Raw genomic sequence first — 21189 nt, forward strand, 5'->3', positions numbered from 1 at the left:
CGTGCTGCGACACATCGAGAAAGGAGAAGTTCAAAACGAAGCACAATCAGGGGCTGCTAAATTTCCCTCCGTTAAGCCAATTCACTACTTTTAATTAACACCACACCCAGCTGCCTTAACTCAACCCGAATACGCTTAAATGCATCCTCATTTAAAGGATGAGTAGCATCCTCAATTAAATAACTTGTAAATCCTTCATGCATTGCGTCTTTGATACTATAGTAAACACAGATATCCGCACATAAACCACAAAAATAAAGTTCAGATGCTCCTTTCGCTCGTAGATATGCTGTTAAACCCGTGCTTTTTTTATGATCATTCTCATAAAAACTACTGTAACTGTCTATTTCTGGATCCATCCCTTTACGAAAAATAGCCGCGACGCGTGTTGTTTCCAATTGCGGAAAAAAACCAGCGCCTGCGGTTCCTTGCACACAATGATCAGGCCAAAGAGTTTGTTCAACGCCATGGAGTTGAATTTTTTCAAATGGTTTTTTACCAGGATGGCGGGAGGCAAAACTTTTATGGTTTTGTGGATGCCAATCTTGAGTAGCCACAATTAAATCAAAATGATCCATTACTTGGTTAATTATGGGGACAATCACATCGCCTTGGGGTACTGCTAGTGCACCTCCAGGCATGAAATCATTTTGAACGTCTAGAATGATTAATGTTTTCATTTTTCTCATTGCTCATATTTTTGAATCAGCTCGTCGCGTTTGGCGTTCAACTCATTACTTAGGATTATTTGATATGTTTTAGGATGCTCAATGCACTTGTACTCATCCGGTAATTGCGACAGACGTAGGCTCGAGTATTCCTTAATTTGCTGTAAGGATTTTGTGGGCATTAATCGTTTACCCTGAGCCATCACTTTATGCAGCAAAGGTTCTTTGCGGTAATTTTTCAGGGGAGAATATAAAATATCTAATGGTTGTTCCTCTGCTAGTGCAATAACATCAGTACCTAAAAAGAGATGTTCATCAGTCATGACCCGATAAACCTGCTTTTTATAGGGAATGGTTATTTTTTCCGCATTTTCTGAAAGTTTAATACGTGGTTGTTGATTTACTTCAACTAATTTATACACGCCATCTAAAGCAGCATCCGGCATACCAACAATTAAATTTGAACCCACACCAAACCCATCAATGGGTGCCTTTTGGGCGCGTAGGGCTTTGATGCTGTGCTCGTTTAATTGATCCGACGCAACAATTTTGACATAGGACATTCCTGCTTCATCCAGCATATGGCGTGCTTTATGAGCTAAATAATTCAAATCACCACTGTCTAAGCGTATTGCCTGCAAACGCTGTCCTCGCTGCTCCATTTCTTTACCTATTTGAATGGCATTAGGAACGCCACTTTCTAAAGTATTATAGGTATCAACCAGCAGGGTAGATTGCTCAGGCCAAACGTCAACGAAAGCACTAAACGCTGCAAGTTCACTATCGTAGCTTTGAATAAACGAATGAGCCATCGTGCCCGAGACAGGGATTTGATAATCACGACCGGCACGCACATTGCTGGTGGCATCAAAACCACCAATAATCGCTGCTCGACTGGCATAATAACCACCAGGTCCTTGGGCACGACGTAAACCAAAATCAATTAAAGAGCTGTCGCCTGCAACCTGCCTTATTCGGCTTGCCTTCGTCGCAATAAGTGTCTGAAAATTTAATATATTTAACAGAATGGTTTCGATTAGTTGGGCCTCAATAATATTCGCCGCAACGCGAACAATAGGTGCGGTAGGAAAGACTAAGTCTCCTTCAGCAACGGCATAAATAGTTCCTGTAAATTGAAAGTTTTTCAGATAATTCAAAAACGCGGGATGGGCGCCATTTTTTTCCAAAAATTCAATGTCTGCCGCATCAAAACGAAGATTTTCTAAAATGCTTAAGAGATCTGCTAAACCAGCAAAAACGGCATAGCCAGAACCAAAGGGTAGCTTACGGAAAAAATAATCAAAAATAGCTTGCTGCTTGTGTCCTTGCAAAAAATAAACTTGAGCCATAGTCAATTGGTAGAGGTCGGTATAACTTCCCGTAAAATCAAACATTTAACTTATACGTCCTGTGGCTAAAAATTATTATGCTGTGGATTATAAAAGAGACTTTGCAGGAAATAATAGCGAAAAATGCTAATTCATAAAAAACATTTTAAATTTTTTTTATTTTGCCCCTTGAAAGTATATTCCCTGCCCCCATATATGTAGTCAGCGTCATTACTGTTTAATTAAATTCAGGAGATATATGTTATGAAAATTCGTCCTTTACACGATCGCGTAGTAGTTCGTCGTATGGAAGAAGAGCGTACCACAGCAGGTGGTATTGTTATTCCAGATAGCGCTACTGAGAAACCAATACGTGGCGAAATCATTGCTGTCGGCGCTGGAAAATCCTTAGAAAACGGTGACGTACGTGCATTAGCTGTAAACGTTGGTGACATCGTATTATTCGGAAAATATTCTGGTACTGAAATTAAATTGGATGGTATCGAGTATGTAGTGATGCGCGAAGACGACATCATGGGTGTAATCGAGAAGTAATTGAATTGATTCATTAGGAGATAAAAGAATGGCTAAAGAATTACGTTTTGGAGACGATGCGCGTTTACAAATGCTTGCTGGTGTTAATGCATTAGCTGATGCAGTTCAAGTGACAATGGGTCCACGTGGTCGTAACGTTGTATTAGAAAAATCTTATGGTGCACCTACTGTAACTAAAGACGGTGTATCTGTAGCTAAAGAAATTGAATTTGAACATCGCTTCATGAACATGGGCGCGCAAATGGTTAAAGAAGTTGCTTCTAAAACTTCTGATACTGCTGGTGACGGTACTACTACTGCTACTGTATTAGCTCGTTCTATTCTTGTTGAAGGTAACAAAGCAGTTGCTGCTGGCATGAACCCAATGGATCTGAAACGCGGTATTGATAAAGCAGTTCTAGCAGTTACCAAGAAATTACAATCTATGTCTAAGCCATGCAAAGACAACAAAGCAATCGCTCAAGTTGGTACTATTTCTGCTAACTCTGACGAAGCAATTGGTTCGATTATTGCTAGTGCGATGGAAAAAGTTGGTAAAGAAGGTGTTATTACTGTTGAAGACGGTAATGGATTAGAGAATGAATTATCAGTTGTTGAAGGTATGCAATTTGATCGTGGATACATTTCTCCGTACTTCATCAACAACCAACAAAACATGAGCTGCGAATTAGAGCACCCATTCATTCTGTTAGTTGACAAGAAAATCTCTAGTATCCGCGATATGTTATCTGTATTGGAAGGCGTTGCAAAATCTGGCCGTCCATTATTGATTATCGCTGAAGATGTTGAAGGTGAAGCTTTAGCTACTTTAGTTGTTAACAACATGCGTGGTATTGTTAAAGTATGTGCTGTTAAGGCTCCTGGTTTCGGTGATCGTCGTAAAGCAATGTTACAAGACATCGCAACTTTAACTCATGGTCAAGTTATCACTGAAGAAATTGGCAAGAGCTTAGAAGCTGCTACTTTAGAAGACTTAGGAACTGCTAAGCGCATCGTAGTAACTAAAGAAAACTGCACGATTATTGATGGTGAAGGTAAAGCTGCTGAAATTAAAGCACGTATTACTCAAATCCGCGCGCAAATAGAAGAAACTTCTTCTGATTACGATCGTGAAAAATTACAAGAGCGTGTTGCTAAATTATCTGGCGGTGTTGCAGTAATTAAAGTTGGTGCTGCTACTGAAGTTGAGATGAAAGAGAAGAAAGCTCGTGTTGAAGATGCTTTACACGCTACTCGTGCCGCAGTTGAAGAGGGTATCGTAGCTGGTGGTGGTGTTGCTTTAATCCGTGCTCAAAAAGCTTTAGATGCATTGAAAGGCGATAACGACGATCAAACTATGGGTATCAACATCCTACGCCGTGCAATCGAGTCTCCACTACGTCAAATCGTTACTAACGCTGGTTATGAAGCTTCTGTTGTTGTAAACAAAGTATCTGAAAACAAAGATAACTACGGTTTCAACGCAGCTACTGGCGAGTACGGTGACATGGTTGACATGGGTATCCTGGATCCAACTAAAGTAACTCGTATGGCACTACAAAATGCTGCTTCTGTAGCTAGCTTAATGTTAACCACTGAGTGCATGGTTGCTGACCTACCTAAGAAAGATGAACCTGCTGATATGAGCGGCATGGGTGGAATGGGCGGTATGGGAGGCATGGGCGGCATGATGTAAGCTGTCTTACCCAAGACCCCAAAAACCCGCCTGATGGCGGGTTTTTTTCTAATCCCAGATCCCATAAAAGTATAAACCCAACTCGTGCGACAGAATCAAACATAAGCCTATTTGTTTTTAATTAACTCTTCAACTACCCCAGGTTTCATCACGATGATACTGATGCGACGGTTAACTGCATTTAATGGGTCTTTTTTATTGAGTGGAACTGTTGATGAAAAGCCTGTAACAGACATTACTTTATTTTCATCCATACCCGATTTAACCAAAGCACGGCGTGCGGCATTCGCTCTTTGTGTTGATAATTCCCAGTTCGTATATTCCAGCTCATCAGGATTGTGATAGGGGTGTGAATCAGTATATCCTTGAATGGTTACCTTATTCGGAACCCCATTGAGTAGTTTTGAAATTTTCAGGAAAACCTGTTCAAAAGCAGGGTTTAATTTTTCTGAACCTACATCAAACATAGGATGTTTTTGATCGTCAATTAGCTGAATACGTAATCCATCATGTACGATTTCCATTAACATACGATCTTTTAATCCGCTGAGTGCGGGATCAGTTTGAATACTCTGGTTAATTTGCGATTTTAGCTCTTCAAGTTTTTGCGTTTCATTTTGAGATGATTGAATAACCTGAGTACTTTGTTCCTGTTTTGCCAGTTTAGCTGCGGCTTTGTCCGTAGTGGAAACCGAACCATTAGTGTCTTCAACTTTTGGTCCACCACCTTTAATACGAACTTGCTGGTTACCCACGTTTTCACCGCCAAAAAAAGATACGCGTAAGGGTTGTTTGAAGTATTCAGAAATACCATCTTTTTGAGCCTTATTTAATGAGGCAATAAGCCACATCAATAAGAAAAACGCCATCATTGCTGTTACAAAATCCGCATAGGCAATTTTCCAAGATCCCCCATGATGACTATGTGCATGTTTTTTTACTTTCTTAATAATAATCGGAGTAGTTTTTTTAGTCTTACTACTATTATTATTATTGTTGTTGTTGTTGTTGTTGTTGTTGTTGTTGTTGTTGTTGTTTGCTTCACTCATAATTTTTCTCTAGCTTGCCGTACTTGCTGCGGCAGAATCAGTTTGTTTTACATTCTTAATTTCATCGCTTAATTGCGAGAAGGATGGTCTTTGGGCTGAGAATAGAACCTTACGACCAAACTCAACAGCAATTAATGGCGGATTATTGTGCAAACTTGCTAAAATTGTCGCTTTAATTGATTGCAACATAAGCTGCGTTTGGTTGGCTCTTTGTTCCATTGCGGTGGCGATAGGGCCAATAAATCCGTAACCTAACAAAATGCCTAAGAAAGTCCCTACAAGCGCATGAGCAATTAGAACGCCTAATTCAGCTGGAGGTAGGCTAATTGACTCCATCGTATGTACAACCCCTAGAACTGCCGCCACGATACCAAAAGCAGGCATTGCATCAGCTATTTTAGTAATGGTATTTGCTGGAATTAACTCTTCGGCATGATGTGATTCAATTTCCATATCCATCAGGGCTTCTAATTGGAAAGGCTGCAAGTTTGACGTAATGATTAAGCGGAAATAATCACAAATAAATTCAATGATGTGATGTTCATTCATTAAGGCTGGATAATTGGTGAAAATAGGGCTGCTCTCTGGTTCCTCAATATCTGATTCAACAGACATCATTCCTTGCTGGCGCGCCTTATTCAAAAGGTTATATAATAATCCTAATAAACTGATGTAGGTTGCTTTAGATGTTTTTTCACTGCGAAATATTTTAGGCAGGGCCTTAGCTAGTGCTTTGAGGACGCTCATGCTATTACCTACAATGAGTGAACCTAAAGCAGCTCCTCCAATGATCAGTAATTCCAGGGGTTGGAATACGGCGGCCAGATGTCCGCCGCCTAATGCAAATCCACCAAAAACACAAACTAAGACCACAACATAACCTAATAAAATTAACATTTTTATTCTATCTCCACATCACAGCCTTAACTTAAGTTTGGCTTTATCATTTTTATTTTTGCTTATTGGGCGAGGTAATCATGCACCACTCGTCCATACGGCAAGGTTAAATCAGTTAATAGATGAACAGCTTTTACAATCCGGCGTACGGGAAGACTTGCTACAGGTGCTAGAGCATGATGCGCTAACTCTAATTGTGCAGGTCCTTGCCATGCTCCTTTTACGACAACATCAGACAACATAATTTCGACCAGCTCGCAAATTTGCGTGCCACCATTCACATGCGGAATGATTTTTAATAAATAAATAGGAGTATTTAGCGCATTGGCTACTTTTTTTAGATCCAGGGCTTCATATTTATACCCCATGGTTGCCGTTGCAACGCGGCAGGGGCCATAATCAAGGGTCCCTAAAAAAGTATCACTTACGACTTCTAATTTGGGTTGAGCAAGCTTTTTAGGATAACCCCAGATTTCACGTCCCGCAGCGATTGGTGCTAAATCATCTAAATACATGGCGTGAGTATAGCTACCCATTTTGCCTTTATAGCGCACCGGAATTACTTGTCCTGATTCAGTATAATCACCAAATCCGGTTGAGTCTGGCATGCGAATAAATTCAAATTGCACCAAAGGCTCTACTACTTCTAAAGGCTCAGGAACTATTTCACGAAGTAAATCCATATCTGTTTCATAGGTTACAGTCAAAAACTCCCTATTAATAAAGCGATATGGGCCACGTGGGTACGCGGAGCTTGTAAGTGGCATAGCAAATGCTTTTTCTTTAACATCAGATTCTTTCATTTTCGGCCTCACTTAAATAGTTGTATGGGGATACAGCTATACCTTGGTTATTCCATGAACCATCCATGGCTAACAACCAGAGATTGGCCTGTCAAAGCATTCGTATCAAATGAGGCAAAGAATAATGCTGTTTGCGCCACGTCATCTATAGTGGTGAACTCACCATCGACAGTATCCTTTAACATGACTTTTTTAATGACGTCTTCTTCACTAATTCCTAATTCTTTAGCTTGTTCAGGGATTTGCTTTTCAACTAAAGGAGTGCGCACAAAACCAGGACAAATCACATTGGCTCTTACATTATGAGCCGCCCCTTCTTTAGCGACCACTTTACATAGGCCAAGTAAGCCATGTTTTGCGGTAACGTAAGGTGCTTTGAGTACGGAGGCTTCTTTGGAATGCACCGAACCCATGTAAATGATGCTACCGCCATTGCCTGCTGCATACATATGTCGGAGTGCTGCACGGGTCGTTAAAAAAGCACCATCTAAGTGGATAGATAATAATTTTTTCCAATCGGAGTAGGGAAGTTCATCAATCGAGTTAATAATTTGAATTCCAGCATTACTTACTAGAATATCAACACTGCCAAAGTGTTCGACTACGGCATCAACTCCTTTATTTACTTCATTTTCATCGGTGACATTCATGGCAACGGCCATAGCTTGTCCACCTTGGGATTTGATTTCTTCTGCGGCAAGGTTAGCTTGATCTAAATTAAGATCTGCAATAGCAATTTTTGCTCCTTCTTTTGCGTAAACTAACGCAATTTCCTTGCCTATACCACTGGCAGCACCCGTGATTATTGCAACCTTATTTTTTAAGCGCATGATTACAATCCTTGTAGTGTTTTCCGGTTAATCTCAAAAATTATTGAGAACAATCAAAAAATTAATCTTTTAGAGTATAGCAACGTAAATTTGATATTGCTGTATTTCCCTATATTTTTTTTCGGAAACGAGGTAAACCTGGAGTTAGGATCCAGGTTTTTAATAGTTGTAATTTAATGGATTAATAATAATAACCATGACGATAATAATGGCGGTTATAGTGGTTATAATAGGCGCGTCTGTCTTGATCTCGTCCAATAGCATTTCCTACTAAGGCACCAGCACCGGCTCCAATCACAGTTCCTACGGCGCTACCACCAGTTACTGCGTAACCTAAACCTGCGCCCGCAGCCCCCCCGACACCTGTGCCTATTTCAGTATTGGTACAACCTCCCAACATCAAGCTAGCTAGGCTAATTACACATAATGATGAGATGATTTTATTCATAGTAGACTCCCTTTTTTTATTTAGGTATTTTTTCTAAAGCGATGTTTCACTTTGGAATAAACAACCAACACGATATTCTTCATTATCAATATTAGTACAAAAATGACATTACGTGTCAAATAATTAATCATTATTGGTTTGTAATTAGCAGTTTTATCGTTGGGATTTTACTCTGACATAGGTTTTCCAGTAGTATTAGCTAATTAAAATAATAATAAGAAGAAGAGGACGCTATGTTCAGAGGAAGTATAGTGGCTTTAGTTACGCCAATGCAGGATGATCAAGTTGATGTACCTAGATTGCGCGAATTAGTAGAGTTCCATATTGCAATGGGAAGTCATGGTATTGTTGCCGCAGGCTCTACTGGCGAGGCAGGAACTTTATCGTATGAGGAAAAACTCTTAGTTATCAAAACAGTTATAGAGCAAGCTAAAGAGCGCATACCGGTAATTGCGGGCACAGCGATGAACGCAACGCGCGATTGCATCAAGTTGACTCAAGAAGCGATGGAGTGTGGTGCGCATGCTGCATTAATTATGACTCCTTCCTATATAAAACCAACTCAAGAAGGTTTATATCAACATTATTCTGCTATTGCTCAATCGGTAGCTATGCCGATTATTCTTTATAATGTTCCTGGACGTACCGCATGTGATTTATTACCAGAAACCGTTGCACGTCTTGCTAAGATTTCCAATATTATAGGTATTAAAGAGGCAACAGGCCAAATGACGCGTTTGCAGCAAATTCTGCGTCTTTCTGAGGGCCGTATCGATGTTTATAGTGGGGATGATGCTACTGCCGCTTCATGGATGTTAGCTGGAGCCAAAGGGAATATTTCAGTAACCGCTAACGTGGCGGCTAAGTTAATGGCAAAAATGTGTGACAGTGCCTTAGATGGTGATCATGCAGTTTGTTTACGCATGCATGAGCAGCTCATGCCATTGAATGATTTATTGTTTATTGAAACGAATCCTATTCCTGTTAAATGGGCCTTGTATAAAATGGGGTTAATTGCTAATGAAATTAGAATGCCTCTAATTCCATTGTCTGCAGAGCACCATGCTGCATTAGAACAGGTAATGATGCGTTTAGAATTGATTTAATTGGGGAATGTTGTGAAAAAGTTGAGTTTTATTGTTTGTAGTTTATTGGTACTTACTGCCTGTTCTGGACGTTATTCAAGTAATGGCGAAAGTCTATACTTAAAAAATAGGAATGGTGTTAATTTAGTAGTACCACCCCCATTAACAAAAGGAAATATTAGTGACTTTTATAATTTACCTCCACAAAATCAGGATGCAAAAGTTAGTATTGCGCCACCGAGGTAATAAGGGGTTATCATGACATCTGAGTCGGATGAATTACTCATAATACAAGAATTATCCAAGCGTATTGTTGATACGCAACGCAAGCTCCGGATTCTTGACAGTATTAAATGGGATGAAGGGATAAAAAAGGAGTTTTTTAAACACAAAGGACAGCAACTTCCCGCGGTGGATAAGGAATATTATGAAAAGAAACCACTGCCTTTCAATGTTCATGATAAACAAGAAGAGTTTCGTTTGATTCTACGAGACGCCCAAAATCAATTGGGACAGTACTCGACTGTGACGCGTTTGATTCGGCGTCAATGTGAAGAGTACAGTAGGGCATCTCAAATGCTTGCTGCACGAGGTACGCCTGCCTTTAGTGAGCTAGCCATGGAGCTTTATGGAAGCCCTAATGACGTGTTTTACGCAGGTGGCCCGCGCATGTCGCAAATGGGTACTTTGCTATTTGATGTGTTATCTGATTTAAACGTGCAATTGCAATCAGATGCAGATGTTAAGCATTATACTCCGCAACAAGCTCAGGAAATTTTGCAGGCTCGACTGGGTGCGTTTTTTGATAAGCATCCAGGGCGGGTAACCGTGATGGTAAGCGATGACATGGTTGCTGATGCGTCTGCTGGTGCGGATAGCATTAAACTGAGCCAGCAAGCCATGTTTAGCGAGCGTGATTTGCGTTATTTAGAGGTTCATGAGGGTTGGGTACATGTTGGTACTACCTTGAATGGTTCTATGCAACCGAATTGCTTTTTCCTCTCTAAGGGGTCTCCTTCCAGTAGTGTTATTCAGGAAGGGCTTGCAGTGATTACGGAGATTGTCACTTTTTCTTCCTATCCTGGACGTATGTTAAAAATCACGAACCGTGTTATTGCGCTGGATAAAGTGACTCAGGGGGCGAATTTCGTTGATATATATCGTTATTTTCTTGAGTGTGGTTTAACTCCTGACGACAGCTACAATCAAACCGTGCGAATTTTCCGCGGTAGCACGCCAACCGGTGGTCCTTTTACTAAAGATTTGTCTTATGCTAAAGGGTTTATTCTCATTTATAACTACATTCGCTTTGCAATAAGCCAGAAGCATGTGGATTCTATTCCATTACTTTTTACCGGCAAATTAGTTTTAGATGATCTGCCTTTATTGCGAGAATTAAAAGAACGCGACATTTTAACCAGCCCAGTTTATTTACCCCCACCGTTTAGAGATTTAGCCGCATTAAGTGCATGGATGAGTTTTTCATTGTATTTAAATCAATTCGATTTAAATGAAATACAAAAAAATTTCCGCTTTTTGCTAACCTAGCACCGGATAAGAAAAAACAAAGATACAAGCCCGTATTAGACACAGTAGTAATACGGGCATATCGATTAGGGTTGGAAACTGTTTTGACTATCCTGCACCGCATCAAGAGCTTTACTCTCTATCTTAGCAAAAAATCGATGATTAGCTGTAGCCGCATTACTAATCATTCCAGATTGTACCGCTGTAGTAGTCGCTAAATGAGGATGCTCATCTATTAACTCTTTACCATGCTTCATAATGAAACTATCTTGCGAGCGTTCGATTTCCGCCAAAAAAGACTTCGCCTTTTGCTGATCTTCTGGTCTTTTAGATTCAGCTAAAAACTTACAGGCCGCAAGCATGGCATTAGTACATCCTAGCTCCGCTGACTTGATAATCATATTTTTATGCTGAGATGACTTTTCAGGAAAAACATGAGCTAAATGATAAAGCGCCAAAGGATTCTTTTTAGCTAACTCTTGCATGTATGGCAAGTATTTAACTACTTTTTGCTTCAAATAAGGATCTTCAGGTGATTGCTGTAATTGGCTAACCAATGCAGCAAAATCACCACTTGAAACGTATTTATTTGCCATAATCATAACCTATCCACAAAATAACATAGAGCTAGAATAGGTGACTCAAATTAAGGCAATGTTAAGTTAAGACTACTTTACACTTTTTTTACGAATTATGCCTTTTTATCGTTAACTTTGTTAAATTTCGAGTCACAAAATACCCAGCCTAAGTGAAAGAGCATGTGCGAAATAATGGAGCAAACTAATCCATATTGCCAAAATACATAACCAAATATAACTGACTGTGAGGCGCTAAGTAGAGTATAGGAATACATAAATTTTCGGCTCGAACTACATCCTGCCGCTAGATAGGCTGGAATTTGTCCTGCGGAGAAAATTAAGGCACTGACTATAATCGAGATCCAGATTATTAAGTTCGTGGTATGTTGCATAAAAATAATAGCGAAAAAAACTGCTAAATTCATGAGTCCCCAACGACCAATAATCTCCTCAACTACACCACCATAAAGAACGCAGCCATCAAGTCCAAGCGCTATTCGCAAATTACGCATTATTTGCAGGCTTTTCTCATCGATTAGGCGTTTGGCTAATCGATGGTAAAGGGCCAAAAAAACGACCAAGCTTAAAAGCGCATAGCCAACAGCAGGTAAAAATATGGGAAAGAGAATACCTATGCCAGCTTTACCATGTAACATGTCATCAAGGTATGCCGCACGTAAACCGGTATTTTGCGAAAGAATCGCCCCAGCAAGACATAAAATAAAGACTAGAACTAAGGTTTGCACAATGGCAAAACGGCCAATACGTTTTTTTAATTCCTCGGAATTTTCAGGTAGTAAAAAATAAATCAGGCGTTTAATGGCAATAAGTACGCCTGGGATTGAAAGACAAAACAAAACCGTAACTAGGGGCCAATCGATTATCATTTTTTATCCTTAAAAAGCTATTTCTATATCTATTGTTTTAGCAAAACCGTATAAAAGAATCCATCCATACCCTGTTCTCCGGGTAATATTTGTTGTCCATGGCCTGTTGCATGTCCCCAGTGCCAGTCTCCACGGCTCGCTTTGCAGTCCTGAGTTTTAGAAACAAAATTAGCTACTTGCTGTTCATTTTCAACGGCCATTATGGAACAGGTTGCATAAACCAGCAAGCCACCTTGCGCGAGCAGAGGCCATAATGCATGCAACATGTTTTGTTGGGTTATACTGACCGCGGTAATTTCTTCTGCGGTTCGTAACAATTTGATGTCTGAATGACGACGGATCACCCCAGTCGCAGAGCAGGGAGCATCTAATAATATACGATCGAACAATTGACCATCCCACCACGCTGTTGGTGTTGACGCATCGCCTTGCAACAAGGTTGCATTTAGCTTAAGACGATTTAAATTTTCTTTTACTCGTTCCAATCGCTTCGCATCAACATCCAAAGCAACACAAACCGCTAAATTGGGTTCTGTCTCAAGAATATGGCAGGTTTTTCCTCCAGGAGCACAGCAGGCATCGAGCACTCGCAGCCCTGGTTTTAAAGACAATAATGATGCAGCTAATTGTGCTGCACCATCTTGCACTGAAATACTGCCTTCGGCAAAGCCTGGCAGTTGGCGTACATCACAAGGATCATTAAGTGTAATACCTTCCGTTGCGACAGCGTGCGCTTGTGCTCCAATGCCAGCCTTCTCCAATGCATGCAGGTATTCCTCACGCGAGTTTTTTTGCACATTAATACGTAAGGTCATCGGCGGATGCATGTCATTGGCTTGAGCAATTTCTTGCCAATGTTCAGGCCAATCCGTTTTAAGACGCTTTAACAGCCATTCGGGTTGGCCATAAAGGAATAAAGGATCCTTTTTAAGTTTTTCCAATAGCTCTTGTTGTTGGCGACAGAAATTACGTAATACCGCATTGACTAAACCTTTAGCCCAGGGCTTCTTTATTTTTTCTAACAAGGCTACGGTCTCTTTAACTACGGCATAATCGGGTTGGTTCATGTAATGCAGTTGATACAGACCAATTAACAAGGCAACCCAGATCTCGATTTCTTTCGGTTTTTTCGCCACTAAGCAATTGGCTATGGCTTGCAAGCGATAATAATGACGGCAGAAACCAAAACAGATTTCTTTTGTCATTGGAGATACTTCTGCAGCAGAGGGCATAAGTTGTGATAAAGAAGACTTATCAACCAAGAGCGTAGTTAAAATTTTTAAAGCGTGCAGTCGTTCGTTTTTATTCATGAATAATGATTCACAGACTTAGATGAATTAATAAGCTCCTCTGAGTTTAATACTCAGAGGAAAAGACTAAACCGACGTGTAACGGTGATTTAGAGGAATTTAAGCAATCAGCAACCGTAATTACTTTACCGCCGGGTAGTTGTATTTTCTCAACAAGCAATCCTTGATGGGCTGTGGCAACCAGCATGCCTTTTTTATCAAGGCGTACCACGGTTCCAGGAGCTTGGCTTAAATCCATATCAACAATTTGGGCTTGATGAATGCGTAATACCGCTTCATTTAAAAGGGTATATGCAACAGGCCAGGGATTAAAGGCGCGGATTTGGCAATCAATTTCTTTTGCACTGCGCTGCCAAATAATCAAGGCATCTTCTTTGTTAATTTTTCCTGCATAGGTCGCTAAAGAACCATCCTGTTCTTCAGGTTTCACCGTATTATTGGCTAACTCTTCTATCGTTTGCAGTAAAGGCTGTGCAGAAATCACAGCTAATTTATCATGCAATGTGGTTGCAGTATCCGTATCAGTGATTGGACAACTCACTTTACGCAGCATATCTCCAGTGTCCATTCCTACATCCATTTGCATAATGGTTACTCCTGATTCAGAGTCACCATGCAAAATAGCATGTTGAATTGGAGATGCTCCACGCCAGTAGGGCAGTAATGAAGCATGCACGTTAACGCAACCTAAGCGTGGAATTTCCAATACGGCTTTCGGCAGAATCAAACCATAGGCAATAACAATCAATAAATCTGGTTTCAATGCGGCTAATTCGGCAATGGCTTCCGGGTTTTTAAAATTAAGTGGTTGATAAACAGGTATATTGCGTGCTAAAGCCCATTCTTTCACAGCGGATGCCTGCAATTTACGACCACGGCCCGCAGGACGGTCCGGTTGGGTGTAAATTGCCTGGATCTCGTGTGTTGATTGAGCTAATGCGTCAAGACAAGGCAAACCAAAAGCTGGGGTCCCAGCGAAAACAATCTTTAAACTCATGATTTACGCGCATTGTGGCGTTTGAATTTATCTAATTTTTTTCGTGCCATCGCTTTTTTCAGCGGAGACAAGAGGTCGATAAATAACTTACCATTCATGTGATCAATTTCATGCTGCAAGCATTCCGCCAGCAAGCCATCCGCTTGGATTTCAAAAGACTGACCGTGGCGGTCTAGCGCGCTAACAGTGACTTTTTCTGCACGAATCACGGTATCATAAGCACCAGGAACAGACAGGCATCCTTCATCAAATTTCTTTTCGCCTTCAGAGGCGATGATTTCTGGATTGATAATAACGATTTGATTCTTTTTATCACCTTCCACATCGATTACAGACAGGCGTAGACCCATACCAATTTGTACGGCAGCCAGTCCTACTCCACGTGCATCATACATTGTATCAAACATGTCATCGATGAGCGTTTGTAATTTGTCATCAAAGGTGATGACAGGTTTTGAGGCCTCTCTCAAACAAGGATCGGGCAAATAACGGATTTTGTGAATAGCCATTGTTAATCTGGTTCTCTGCGTAAAATTTGTGATATTATCCTTGATCTAGCGTAATGCTGCAAGATCCAACAATGTACAAAGGACTGACTTCAATGAATAACTTACCCTATTTTCTTGCTTTAAACCGTATGGATAAAGTAGGTCCGCGTACTGTAGCTAAATTGTGCAAACGCTGGCCAGATTTGCACCAAATGTTCCAACTCTCTGCTTTAGAGCTTGAACAGGCAGATTTACCGCCCTTGTTAGCCCAAAAAATTTCCAGTTTTGATATGGAGCGGATCCAAGCAGATTTGCATTGGCTCAATGCAGAGGAAGATCATCATTTATTAACTTGGGATTCACCAGATTATCCCGCTTTACTAAAAGAAATTTCTGACCCGCCTATGGTCTTATATGCCAAAGGACAATTATCCGCCTTTTTACAACCACAATTAGCCATCATTGGTAGTCGTAATCCATCGGTATCTGGAATTGATAATTCCTATGCTTTTGCCAAAGCAATCGCAGCCCAAGGAGTGACTATTGTAAGTGGTTTGGCTTTAGGTATTGATGCTCAGGCTCATTCCGGATGTTTGGATGCTGGAGGCCAAACAATTGCGGTAATGGGGACAGGAATTGATTGTATTTACCCCCATCGGCATACAAAACTTGCAGAACAAATCACCAAAAATGGCTTGATTTTAAGTGAATTTCCATTAAAAAGCCCGCCAACCTCTGGACATTTTCCGCGCAGAAATCGTATAATAAGTGGATTGTCATTGTGCATATTGGTTATTGAGGCTGCAATTCGGAGTGGATCTTTGATTACTGCGCGCATGGCGTTAGAGCAAAATAGGGACGTTTTGGCAATACCTGGATCCATACATAATCCATTGGCTCGTGGTTGTCATCATTTGCTGCAACAGGGTGCAAAATTGGTTACTTCAGTTACAGATGTTTTTGATGAGCTCAGAATAGAGCCACAATACATTATTGATAAACCTGTTTTTCCTCTTGCCAGTGAGAATGAAAACCTAGTAAAGTTCATTGGCTTTGAAATGACGACTGTAGATCAGATCATTGTGCGTAGTGGATACACCGTTGAGCAAGTGATGTCCGAACTTGCAGAATTAGAATTAAAAGGGGCTGTTGGTGCAGTACCCGGAGGCTATATGAGGTGTGAGTATGAAAGATAACTTATTTGAAATGTTGCTAAATCTATTTGAAACAAGTTTAACGCAGCTGCAAAAAAGTCAAAAGTCCGCAGATGCTGAAGCAGCAGAACAAATGAATGAAGAAGACACTGCTGATGAGCAAGTAGTTCATGTTCGACCACAGCAACAAACGTCAACTCGAGTATTTACTTATGATGAACAAATGAAGTTGACTAAAGCAAGTTATCAATTTTTGATGCGCATGAAATTATGGGGTGTGATTAATGCAGAATCATTTGAAACCATTATGAATCAATTTCAGTTTTCTGATTCACGCATTGTGACTCTGGAAGAAACTAAATGGACTATTAAAAATGTACTCTCTGAAAATTTAAATGAAGAAGAATTAACCTTCCTTGATTTAGTACTTTATCAAACAGAAGAAGAATTAACATTGCATTAGTTCTAATCATCAGCTATAACACCACAATACCGTTGCCCGGTTTGCATACTGGGCATATATCCAAGATATTCCAAAATATGATGCTTGATTTTTATAGGCGCAAAAACTAAGTTACTAGAACAAATAGCTTTTTTGAATATCTTGAACATATTATTACTATTTGAATAATCTATCGAAAAGGAAAAGGTTAACTTTACTATGAGTAAACACTTGGTGATCGTGGAGTCACCCGCTAAAGCTAAAACAATTCAAAAGTACCTGGGGGATGACTATGAAGTTCTTGCTTCCTACGGCCATGTCCGTGATTTACCTGCCCGTAAAGGTTCTGTGAACCCTGATCATCAATTTTCCATGACTTATGTGCCATTGGAAAAGAATGCACGGCATATTGAAACCATTGCTAAGACTTTAAAAAAGTCAGACTCATTATTACTCGCAACTGACCCTGATCGTGAAGGCGAAGCCATTTCCTGGCATATTTATGAGTTGATGAAAGAAAAGAACTTAGTTAAAGACAAACAAGTTCATCGCATTTTCTTCAATGAAATTACGAAGTCGGCGGTTGAAGAAGCAATCAATAACCCACGTACTATTTCTATGGACTTGGTTAATGCACAACAAGCTCGTCGCGCTTTAGATTATTTAGTGGGCTTCAACTTGTCACCTCTTTTATGGAAAAAGGTACGTAGAGGATTGTCGGCTGGGCGTGTCCAAAGCCCCGCATTGCGACTTATTGTTGAAAGAGAAGAAGAAATTGAGCGTTTTGTTTCTCAGGAATATTGGAAGATTTTGGCTGAATGTCTTCATGAAAAACTGCCTTTTGAAGCACGGCTAACGCACTATAAGAATGAAAAACTGCAACAATTTACGGTAGTTAACCAAGAGAATGCTCACCAGATCAGAGAAGATTTGATTAAGCAAGCTCAAGGGGCATTAACCGTGACCCAAATTGAGAAGAAGCAACGTAAACGCAAACCTTCCCCCCCATTTATCACCTCAACCTTACAACAGGAAGCCGCACGTAAATTGGGATTTACCGCTCGTAAATCAATGATGGTTGCGCAACAGTTGTATGAGGGTATTGATATTGGTACAGGTACCGTGGGTTTGATCACTTATATGCGTACTGACTCGGTGAACCTGGCTGTTGAGGCTGTGGATGAAATACGCCAATACATCGGTGAACGTTATGGTGCTGATAATTGTCCTGCAACTCCCAGGCTATATAAAACAAAATCGAAAAATGCCCAAGAGGCGCATGAAGCCATTCGACCTACCTCAATTAAACGCAGCCCAGAAATGGTGCAGTCGGCTTTGACTGCAGATCAATTCAAGCTTTACAGTTTAATTTGGAAGCGTACCATTGCTTGCCAAATGGCTGATGCCTTAATGGATACCGTTGCTGTTGATTTAAGTTGTGGCGAAGGCAATGTATTTAGAGCCAATGGTTCTATCGTTACCTTCCCAGGATTCCTTGCAGTGTATGAAGAGGGACGTGATGATTCCAAGGATGATGAAAATGATGGTTCTTTATTACCTATACTTGCTATGGGTGAAAAAGTAGGCATTAAAGACATCCAGGCAAATCAGCATTTCACAGAACCACCACCAAGATATTCTGAGGCAACTATAGTAAAAGCTCTTGAAGAGTATGATATTGGTCGTCCTTCTACCTATGCTTCGATTATTCATACCTTACAACAACGAGAATATGTAATTGTAGATAAAAAGAGATTCTTCCCAACCGATGTTGGTCGTATTGTGAATCGTTTTTTAACTAGCTATTTTACTCGTTATGTAGATTATAAGTTTACTGCACATTTGGAAGATACCTTAGATGCGGTTGCACGTGGTGAGAAAGAATGGATTCCAGTTTTAGAAGAGTTCTGGCAGCCTTTCCTGCAACAAATTCAAACTACGGATGAGCAAGTACAACGTAAAGACGTAACTACGGAAGTGCTTGAAGAAAAATGCCCTAAATGCGCTAAGCCGCTATCAATCAGACTGGGCAAGCGAGGACGTTTTATTGGTTGCACCGGTTATCCTGAATGTGATTACACGCAAGATCTTGCTGGGCAAGACAATGAAAAAAACGAGCCAGAAGTAGTTGAAGGCCGCGCATGCCCGCTTTGCTCCAGTGCCTTACACATTAAAGCAGGGAAATATGGTCGTTTTATTGGCTGCAGTAATTACCCACAATGCAAGCACATGGAGCCTTTAGAGAAACCTGCGGATACCGGTGTTGAATGTCCTAAATGTCATGAAGCAAAAATATTGCAACGTAAATCAAGAAAAGGAAAAATTTTCTATTCTTGTGGCAATTATCCCAAATGTGACTACGCATTATGGAATGAACCCCTCGCGCAACCTTGTCCGAAGTGTTCATGGCCTATATTAACCGTGAAAGAAAGTAAACGATTTGGTCGTCAAATCCTATGTCCACAAGAAGGGTGCGGTTATTCAAGCAAAGAAGAGTAAAATCGAGGGAAGGGTCCCTTAACAAATTACTCTATCGAATCGAATTACCGCGGTCAAGCAGCGGTAATTCGATTCTCCGTCATTAGTTGCAAGCGCTAGTAATTCCACACCACCAACAAATTAAATCTATCATCTTAATAGTATCTTAAGCATTTTAAGCTAATATTTTCATCAATGAGCTTATATAAGTAAAGGAAACCTATGCCAGTTATTGTTCCAGTAAGAGAAGATGAAGCTATTCAATACACCACTGGCCAAACCAAATACTACAAGTTAAAACCTCATTATGATTCGCAACTTGCTGACCCATCAGAACCGGCTTATCGAGAAATAAGTTTCGAACCGGAAGAGCCAGTTATCTTATGTGCAGAAACAATACATCATTGCCATACAGTCATAATTAAAGATAATGCATATAATAACTACTTCATGTTGCATGTTTCGCCACAATCATTACGAAAGCCTTACGATTCAAAAAAATCATCATTAACTATTGATTTAGGGTATTTTGGCATATTTGGCAGCGAAGAGACTTTATTCACGAACTTACGCAAACCCGCCTACATTGACCTGAACCCTAATTACTATAAAGATATTGCGCTTGGCACTCATGAGGATTCTCAATTAGATGTCATTATTGTAGTGAATAGCCAGCATTGGAATGAGCATCTCGTTCAAACAGACATTCTAAAAATTTTAAAAGAGAGAATTCGTGGCACAATTAATAATACCAATATTATAATCAATCACGCATTAGAACATGCCTATTATTACAATGTTGAATTTAATACTCAAACTGAAGGACTAACCGTTCGGTCAAGAAATGGTTGGTATAGTGAACCTTATAATAATGCGTTTACCAATAACGAGCATTGCTTGATTACCCAACAATTGTCGAAAGAGAGGCAGTTCGAACTTAGAACATCGATATTGGCATTCTTATCCAAAGTGAACTCTACACATGATTCTCTATTTAATGTACTTGCTAGCGATATCACCATCGATCAATTAGTTCTAGACCCACCAACGAAAATGGTTTTATTTCGGAAACGAAATAGTGAGACGCTTAGTATTTTAATTAATGAACTCGAGACGCATCTTCAACAAGCAATTACGCCAGTATTAGATTTGGAGAGTCCACTATTATATAAAGTCTATCAGTGCTTGGGTTTATTGTATGCAATATTGGGAAATTATGAGTGCACAGCGTTTTATTTTGCACAGGTAAGTGATTATGCAGGGAATATGCATAGAGCTGAATACGATCATGATAAATTTACCTATAGTATTTTCTGTGGGGCTGCCTTTGAATCTATTGGCAACCTGCTCCAAGCATATAAATATTATAAATGTACATATTATGAGAAGTCTGTTGATGAAGAACATAGTATAGATGAGATTGATACCAAAATAAGATTGGCGCGGGTCGCAGCCCAAATATGTGGCAAAGAGATAGAAGCCCTGGAATATGCAATTAAAGCAAAGCATGCGCTTCAGCTATTAATCAGTGAAGTGCAAAATGATGATTCGCCTGATAAAGAAGAGTTAATCCTTATGTTGGATAGAAGACTCACTGCATGCCAAATGCAAATCGATATTTTAGAAAGTTATTTACTGGCACATCATGAAAATAACACTCTATCACATATAGAATATGAGGAGCATTTTGCACCGTTAGCTAAGATTTAATCTTGTTTTGCGCTGTATTTTTTCTCTTTGAAATAAAAAGATACAGTAAATCATTAATTCCCACTTTTTTTAAAAAAAGTGTTTGACAATATTCGCAAAGTGCGTAGAATGGTCGGTCCAAGCTGCGGATGTTCATTAAAAACTTAGAAGACAAACTGTGTGGGCACTTTGAAATAACTTGAGTGCTTGTGACTAGATAAAAGAAGTAAAGAGACGTTAGTGAAAACTGACGACAGGAATTGAACTGAAGAGTTTGATCCTGGCTCAGATTGAACGCTGG

Annotated in this window: 21 protein-coding genes; 9 read left to right on the forward strand and 12 right to left on the reverse strand. The window is 40.0% G+C overall.

Annotated elements, in window-relative coordinates:
• Positions 1–71 precede the first annotated feature (71 nt).
• Positions 72–680, reverse strand: a complete 609-nt coding sequence (pncA, locus tag ACQY7T_RS07250) for a bifunctional nicotinamidase/pyrazinamidase (protein WP_428412317.1) — start codon at positions 678–680, stop codon at positions 72–74.
• A 5-nt stretch (positions 681–685) separates the two neighbouring features.
• A complete protein-coding gene (locus ACQY7T_RS07255; RefSeq protein ID WP_428412318.1) occupies positions 686–2062 on the reverse strand; it encodes a nicotinate phosphoribosyltransferase in 1377 nt (458 codons plus the stop codon).
• Between the two features lie 198 nt (positions 2063–2260).
• Here ACQY7T_RS07255 and groES point away from each other — a divergent pair, with 198 nt between their 5' ends.
• Entirely contained in the window at positions 2261–2551 is a 291-nt protein-coding gene (gene groES / locus ACQY7T_RS07260; RefSeq protein ID WP_428412319.1) for a co-chaperone GroES, read from the forward strand.
• Between the two features lie 28 nt (positions 2552–2579).
• Positions 2580–4226, forward strand: a complete 1647-nt coding sequence (gene groL, locus ACQY7T_RS07265) for a chaperonin GroEL (protein ID WP_428412320.1) — start codon at positions 2580–2582, stop codon at positions 4224–4226.
• A 107-nt stretch (positions 4227–4333) separates the two neighbouring features.
• Here the strand turns inward: groL and motB are convergent, their stop codons facing one another.
• The 5 genes from motB to ACQY7T_RS07290 form a co-directional block, all read right to left on the reverse strand.
• Positions 4334–5275, reverse strand: coding sequence for a flagellar motor protein MotB (motB, locus tag ACQY7T_RS07270; protein ID WP_428412321.1), 942 nt, complete (start codon positions 5273–5275; stop codon positions 4334–4336).
• Between the two features lie 9 nt (positions 5276–5284).
• A complete protein-coding gene (gene motA / locus ACQY7T_RS07275) occupies positions 5285–6172 on the reverse strand; it encodes a flagellar motor stator protein MotA (protein WP_428412323.1) in 888 nt (295 codons plus the stop codon).
• Between the two features lie 62 nt (positions 6173–6234).
• Positions 6235–6975 carry an acetoacetate decarboxylase gene (locus tag ACQY7T_RS07280; protein WP_428412324.1) on the reverse strand — a complete coding sequence of 247 codons (741 nt, stop codon included), beginning with the start codon at positions 6973–6975 and terminating at the stop codon, positions 6235–6237.
• A 47-nt stretch (positions 6976–7022) separates the two neighbouring features.
• Positions 7023–7805, reverse strand: a complete 783-nt coding sequence (locus tag ACQY7T_RS07285) for a 3-hydroxybutyrate dehydrogenase (RefSeq protein WP_428412325.1) — start codon at positions 7803–7805, stop codon at positions 7023–7025.
• A gap of 181 nt (positions 7806–7986) precedes the next feature.
• Entirely contained in the window at positions 7987–8253 is a 267-nt protein-coding gene (locus ACQY7T_RS07290; RefSeq protein ID WP_428412327.1) for a glycine zipper domain-containing protein, read from the reverse strand.
• A gap of 233 nt (positions 8254–8486) precedes the next feature.
• Between ACQY7T_RS07290 and dapA the strand changes: the two genes are divergently transcribed.
• The 3 genes from dapA to ACQY7T_RS07305 are packed head-to-tail and all read left to right on the forward strand — an operon-like array spanning position 8487 to position 10886.
• The gene (dapA, locus tag ACQY7T_RS07295; RefSeq protein WP_428412328.1) at positions 8487–9359 is read left to right on the forward strand and encodes a 4-hydroxy-tetrahydrodipicolinate synthase; all 873 of its coding nucleotides are present in this window, start codon (positions 8487–8489) and stop codon (positions 9357–9359) included.
• Between the two features lie 12 nt (positions 9360–9371).
• Positions 9372–9584: a hypothetical protein gene (locus ACQY7T_RS07300; protein WP_428412329.1), complete on the forward strand. Its 213-nt coding sequence runs from the start codon at positions 9372–9374 to the stop codon at positions 9582–9584.
• 9 nt (positions 9585–9593) lie between these two features.
• The gene (locus ACQY7T_RS07305) at positions 9594–10886 is read left to right on the forward strand and encodes a flavohemoglobin expression-modulating QEGLA motif protein (protein WP_428412342.1); all 1293 of its coding nucleotides are present in this window, start codon (positions 9594–9596) and stop codon (positions 10884–10886) included.
• 65 nt (positions 10887–10951) lie between these two features.
• On the opposite strand, the gene ACQY7T_RS07310 is transcribed toward ACQY7T_RS07305, so the two are convergent.
• The 5 genes from ACQY7T_RS07310 to def form a co-directional block, all read right to left on the reverse strand.
• Positions 10952–11461 (reverse strand): hypothetical protein, encoded by a 510-nt coding sequence (locus ACQY7T_RS07310; RefSeq protein WP_428412330.1) that lies wholly within the window; start codon positions 11459–11461, stop codon positions 10952–10954.
• A 95-nt stretch (positions 11462–11556) separates the two neighbouring features.
• Positions 11557–12330: a CPBP family intramembrane glutamate endopeptidase gene (locus ACQY7T_RS07315; protein WP_428412331.1), complete on the reverse strand. Its 774-nt coding sequence runs from the start codon at positions 12328–12330 to the stop codon at positions 11557–11559.
• A 29-nt stretch (positions 12331–12359) separates the two neighbouring features.
• Entirely contained in the window at positions 12360–13640 is a 1281-nt protein-coding gene (gene rsmB / locus ACQY7T_RS07320) for a 16S rRNA (cytosine(967)-C(5))-methyltransferase RsmB (RefSeq protein WP_428412332.1), read from the reverse strand.
• Between the two features lie 46 nt (positions 13641–13686).
• A complete protein-coding gene (fmt, locus tag ACQY7T_RS07325; protein WP_428412333.1) occupies positions 13687–14637 on the reverse strand; it encodes a methionyl-tRNA formyltransferase in 951 nt (316 codons plus the stop codon).
• Positions 14634–15146, reverse strand: a complete 513-nt coding sequence (gene def, locus ACQY7T_RS07330; protein ID WP_428412334.1) for a peptide deformylase — start codon at positions 15144–15146, stop codon at positions 14634–14636. Before def ends, fmt begins: the two co-directional genes overlap by 4 nt.
• Before the next feature lie 92 nt (positions 15147–15238).
• Here def and dprA point away from each other — a divergent pair, with 92 nt between their 5' ends.
• The 4 genes from dprA (at position 15239) to ACQY7T_RS07350 (ending at position 20909) form a co-directional block, all read left to right on the forward strand.
• Positions 15239–16321, forward strand: a complete 1083-nt coding sequence (gene dprA / locus ACQY7T_RS07335; protein ID WP_428412335.1) for a DNA-processing protein DprA — start codon at positions 15239–15241, stop codon at positions 16319–16321.
• On the forward strand, positions 16311–16742 hold the full coding sequence (locus ACQY7T_RS07340; RefSeq protein WP_428412336.1) for a DUF494 family protein: 432 nt from the start codon (positions 16311–16313) through the stop codon (positions 16740–16742). The genes dprA and ACQY7T_RS07340 overlap by 11 nt, the downstream gene beginning before the upstream one ends.
• A 198-nt stretch (positions 16743–16940) precedes the next feature.
• On the forward strand, positions 16941–19220 hold the full coding sequence (gene topA, locus ACQY7T_RS07345; protein WP_428412337.1) for a type I DNA topoisomerase: 2280 nt from the start codon (positions 16941–16943) through the stop codon (positions 19218–19220).
• A 201-nt stretch (positions 19221–19421) separates the two neighbouring features.
• Positions 19422–20909: a hypothetical protein gene (locus tag ACQY7T_RS07350; RefSeq protein ID WP_428412339.1), complete on the forward strand. Its 1488-nt coding sequence runs from the start codon at positions 19422–19424 to the stop codon at positions 20907–20909.
• The last annotated feature ends 280 nt before the right edge of the window (positions 20910–21189 follow it).

Source organism: Legionella sp. (assembly GCF_965140895.1).
Taxonomy (GTDB): Bacteria; Pseudomonadota; Gammaproteobacteria; order Legionellales; family Legionellaceae; genus Legionella.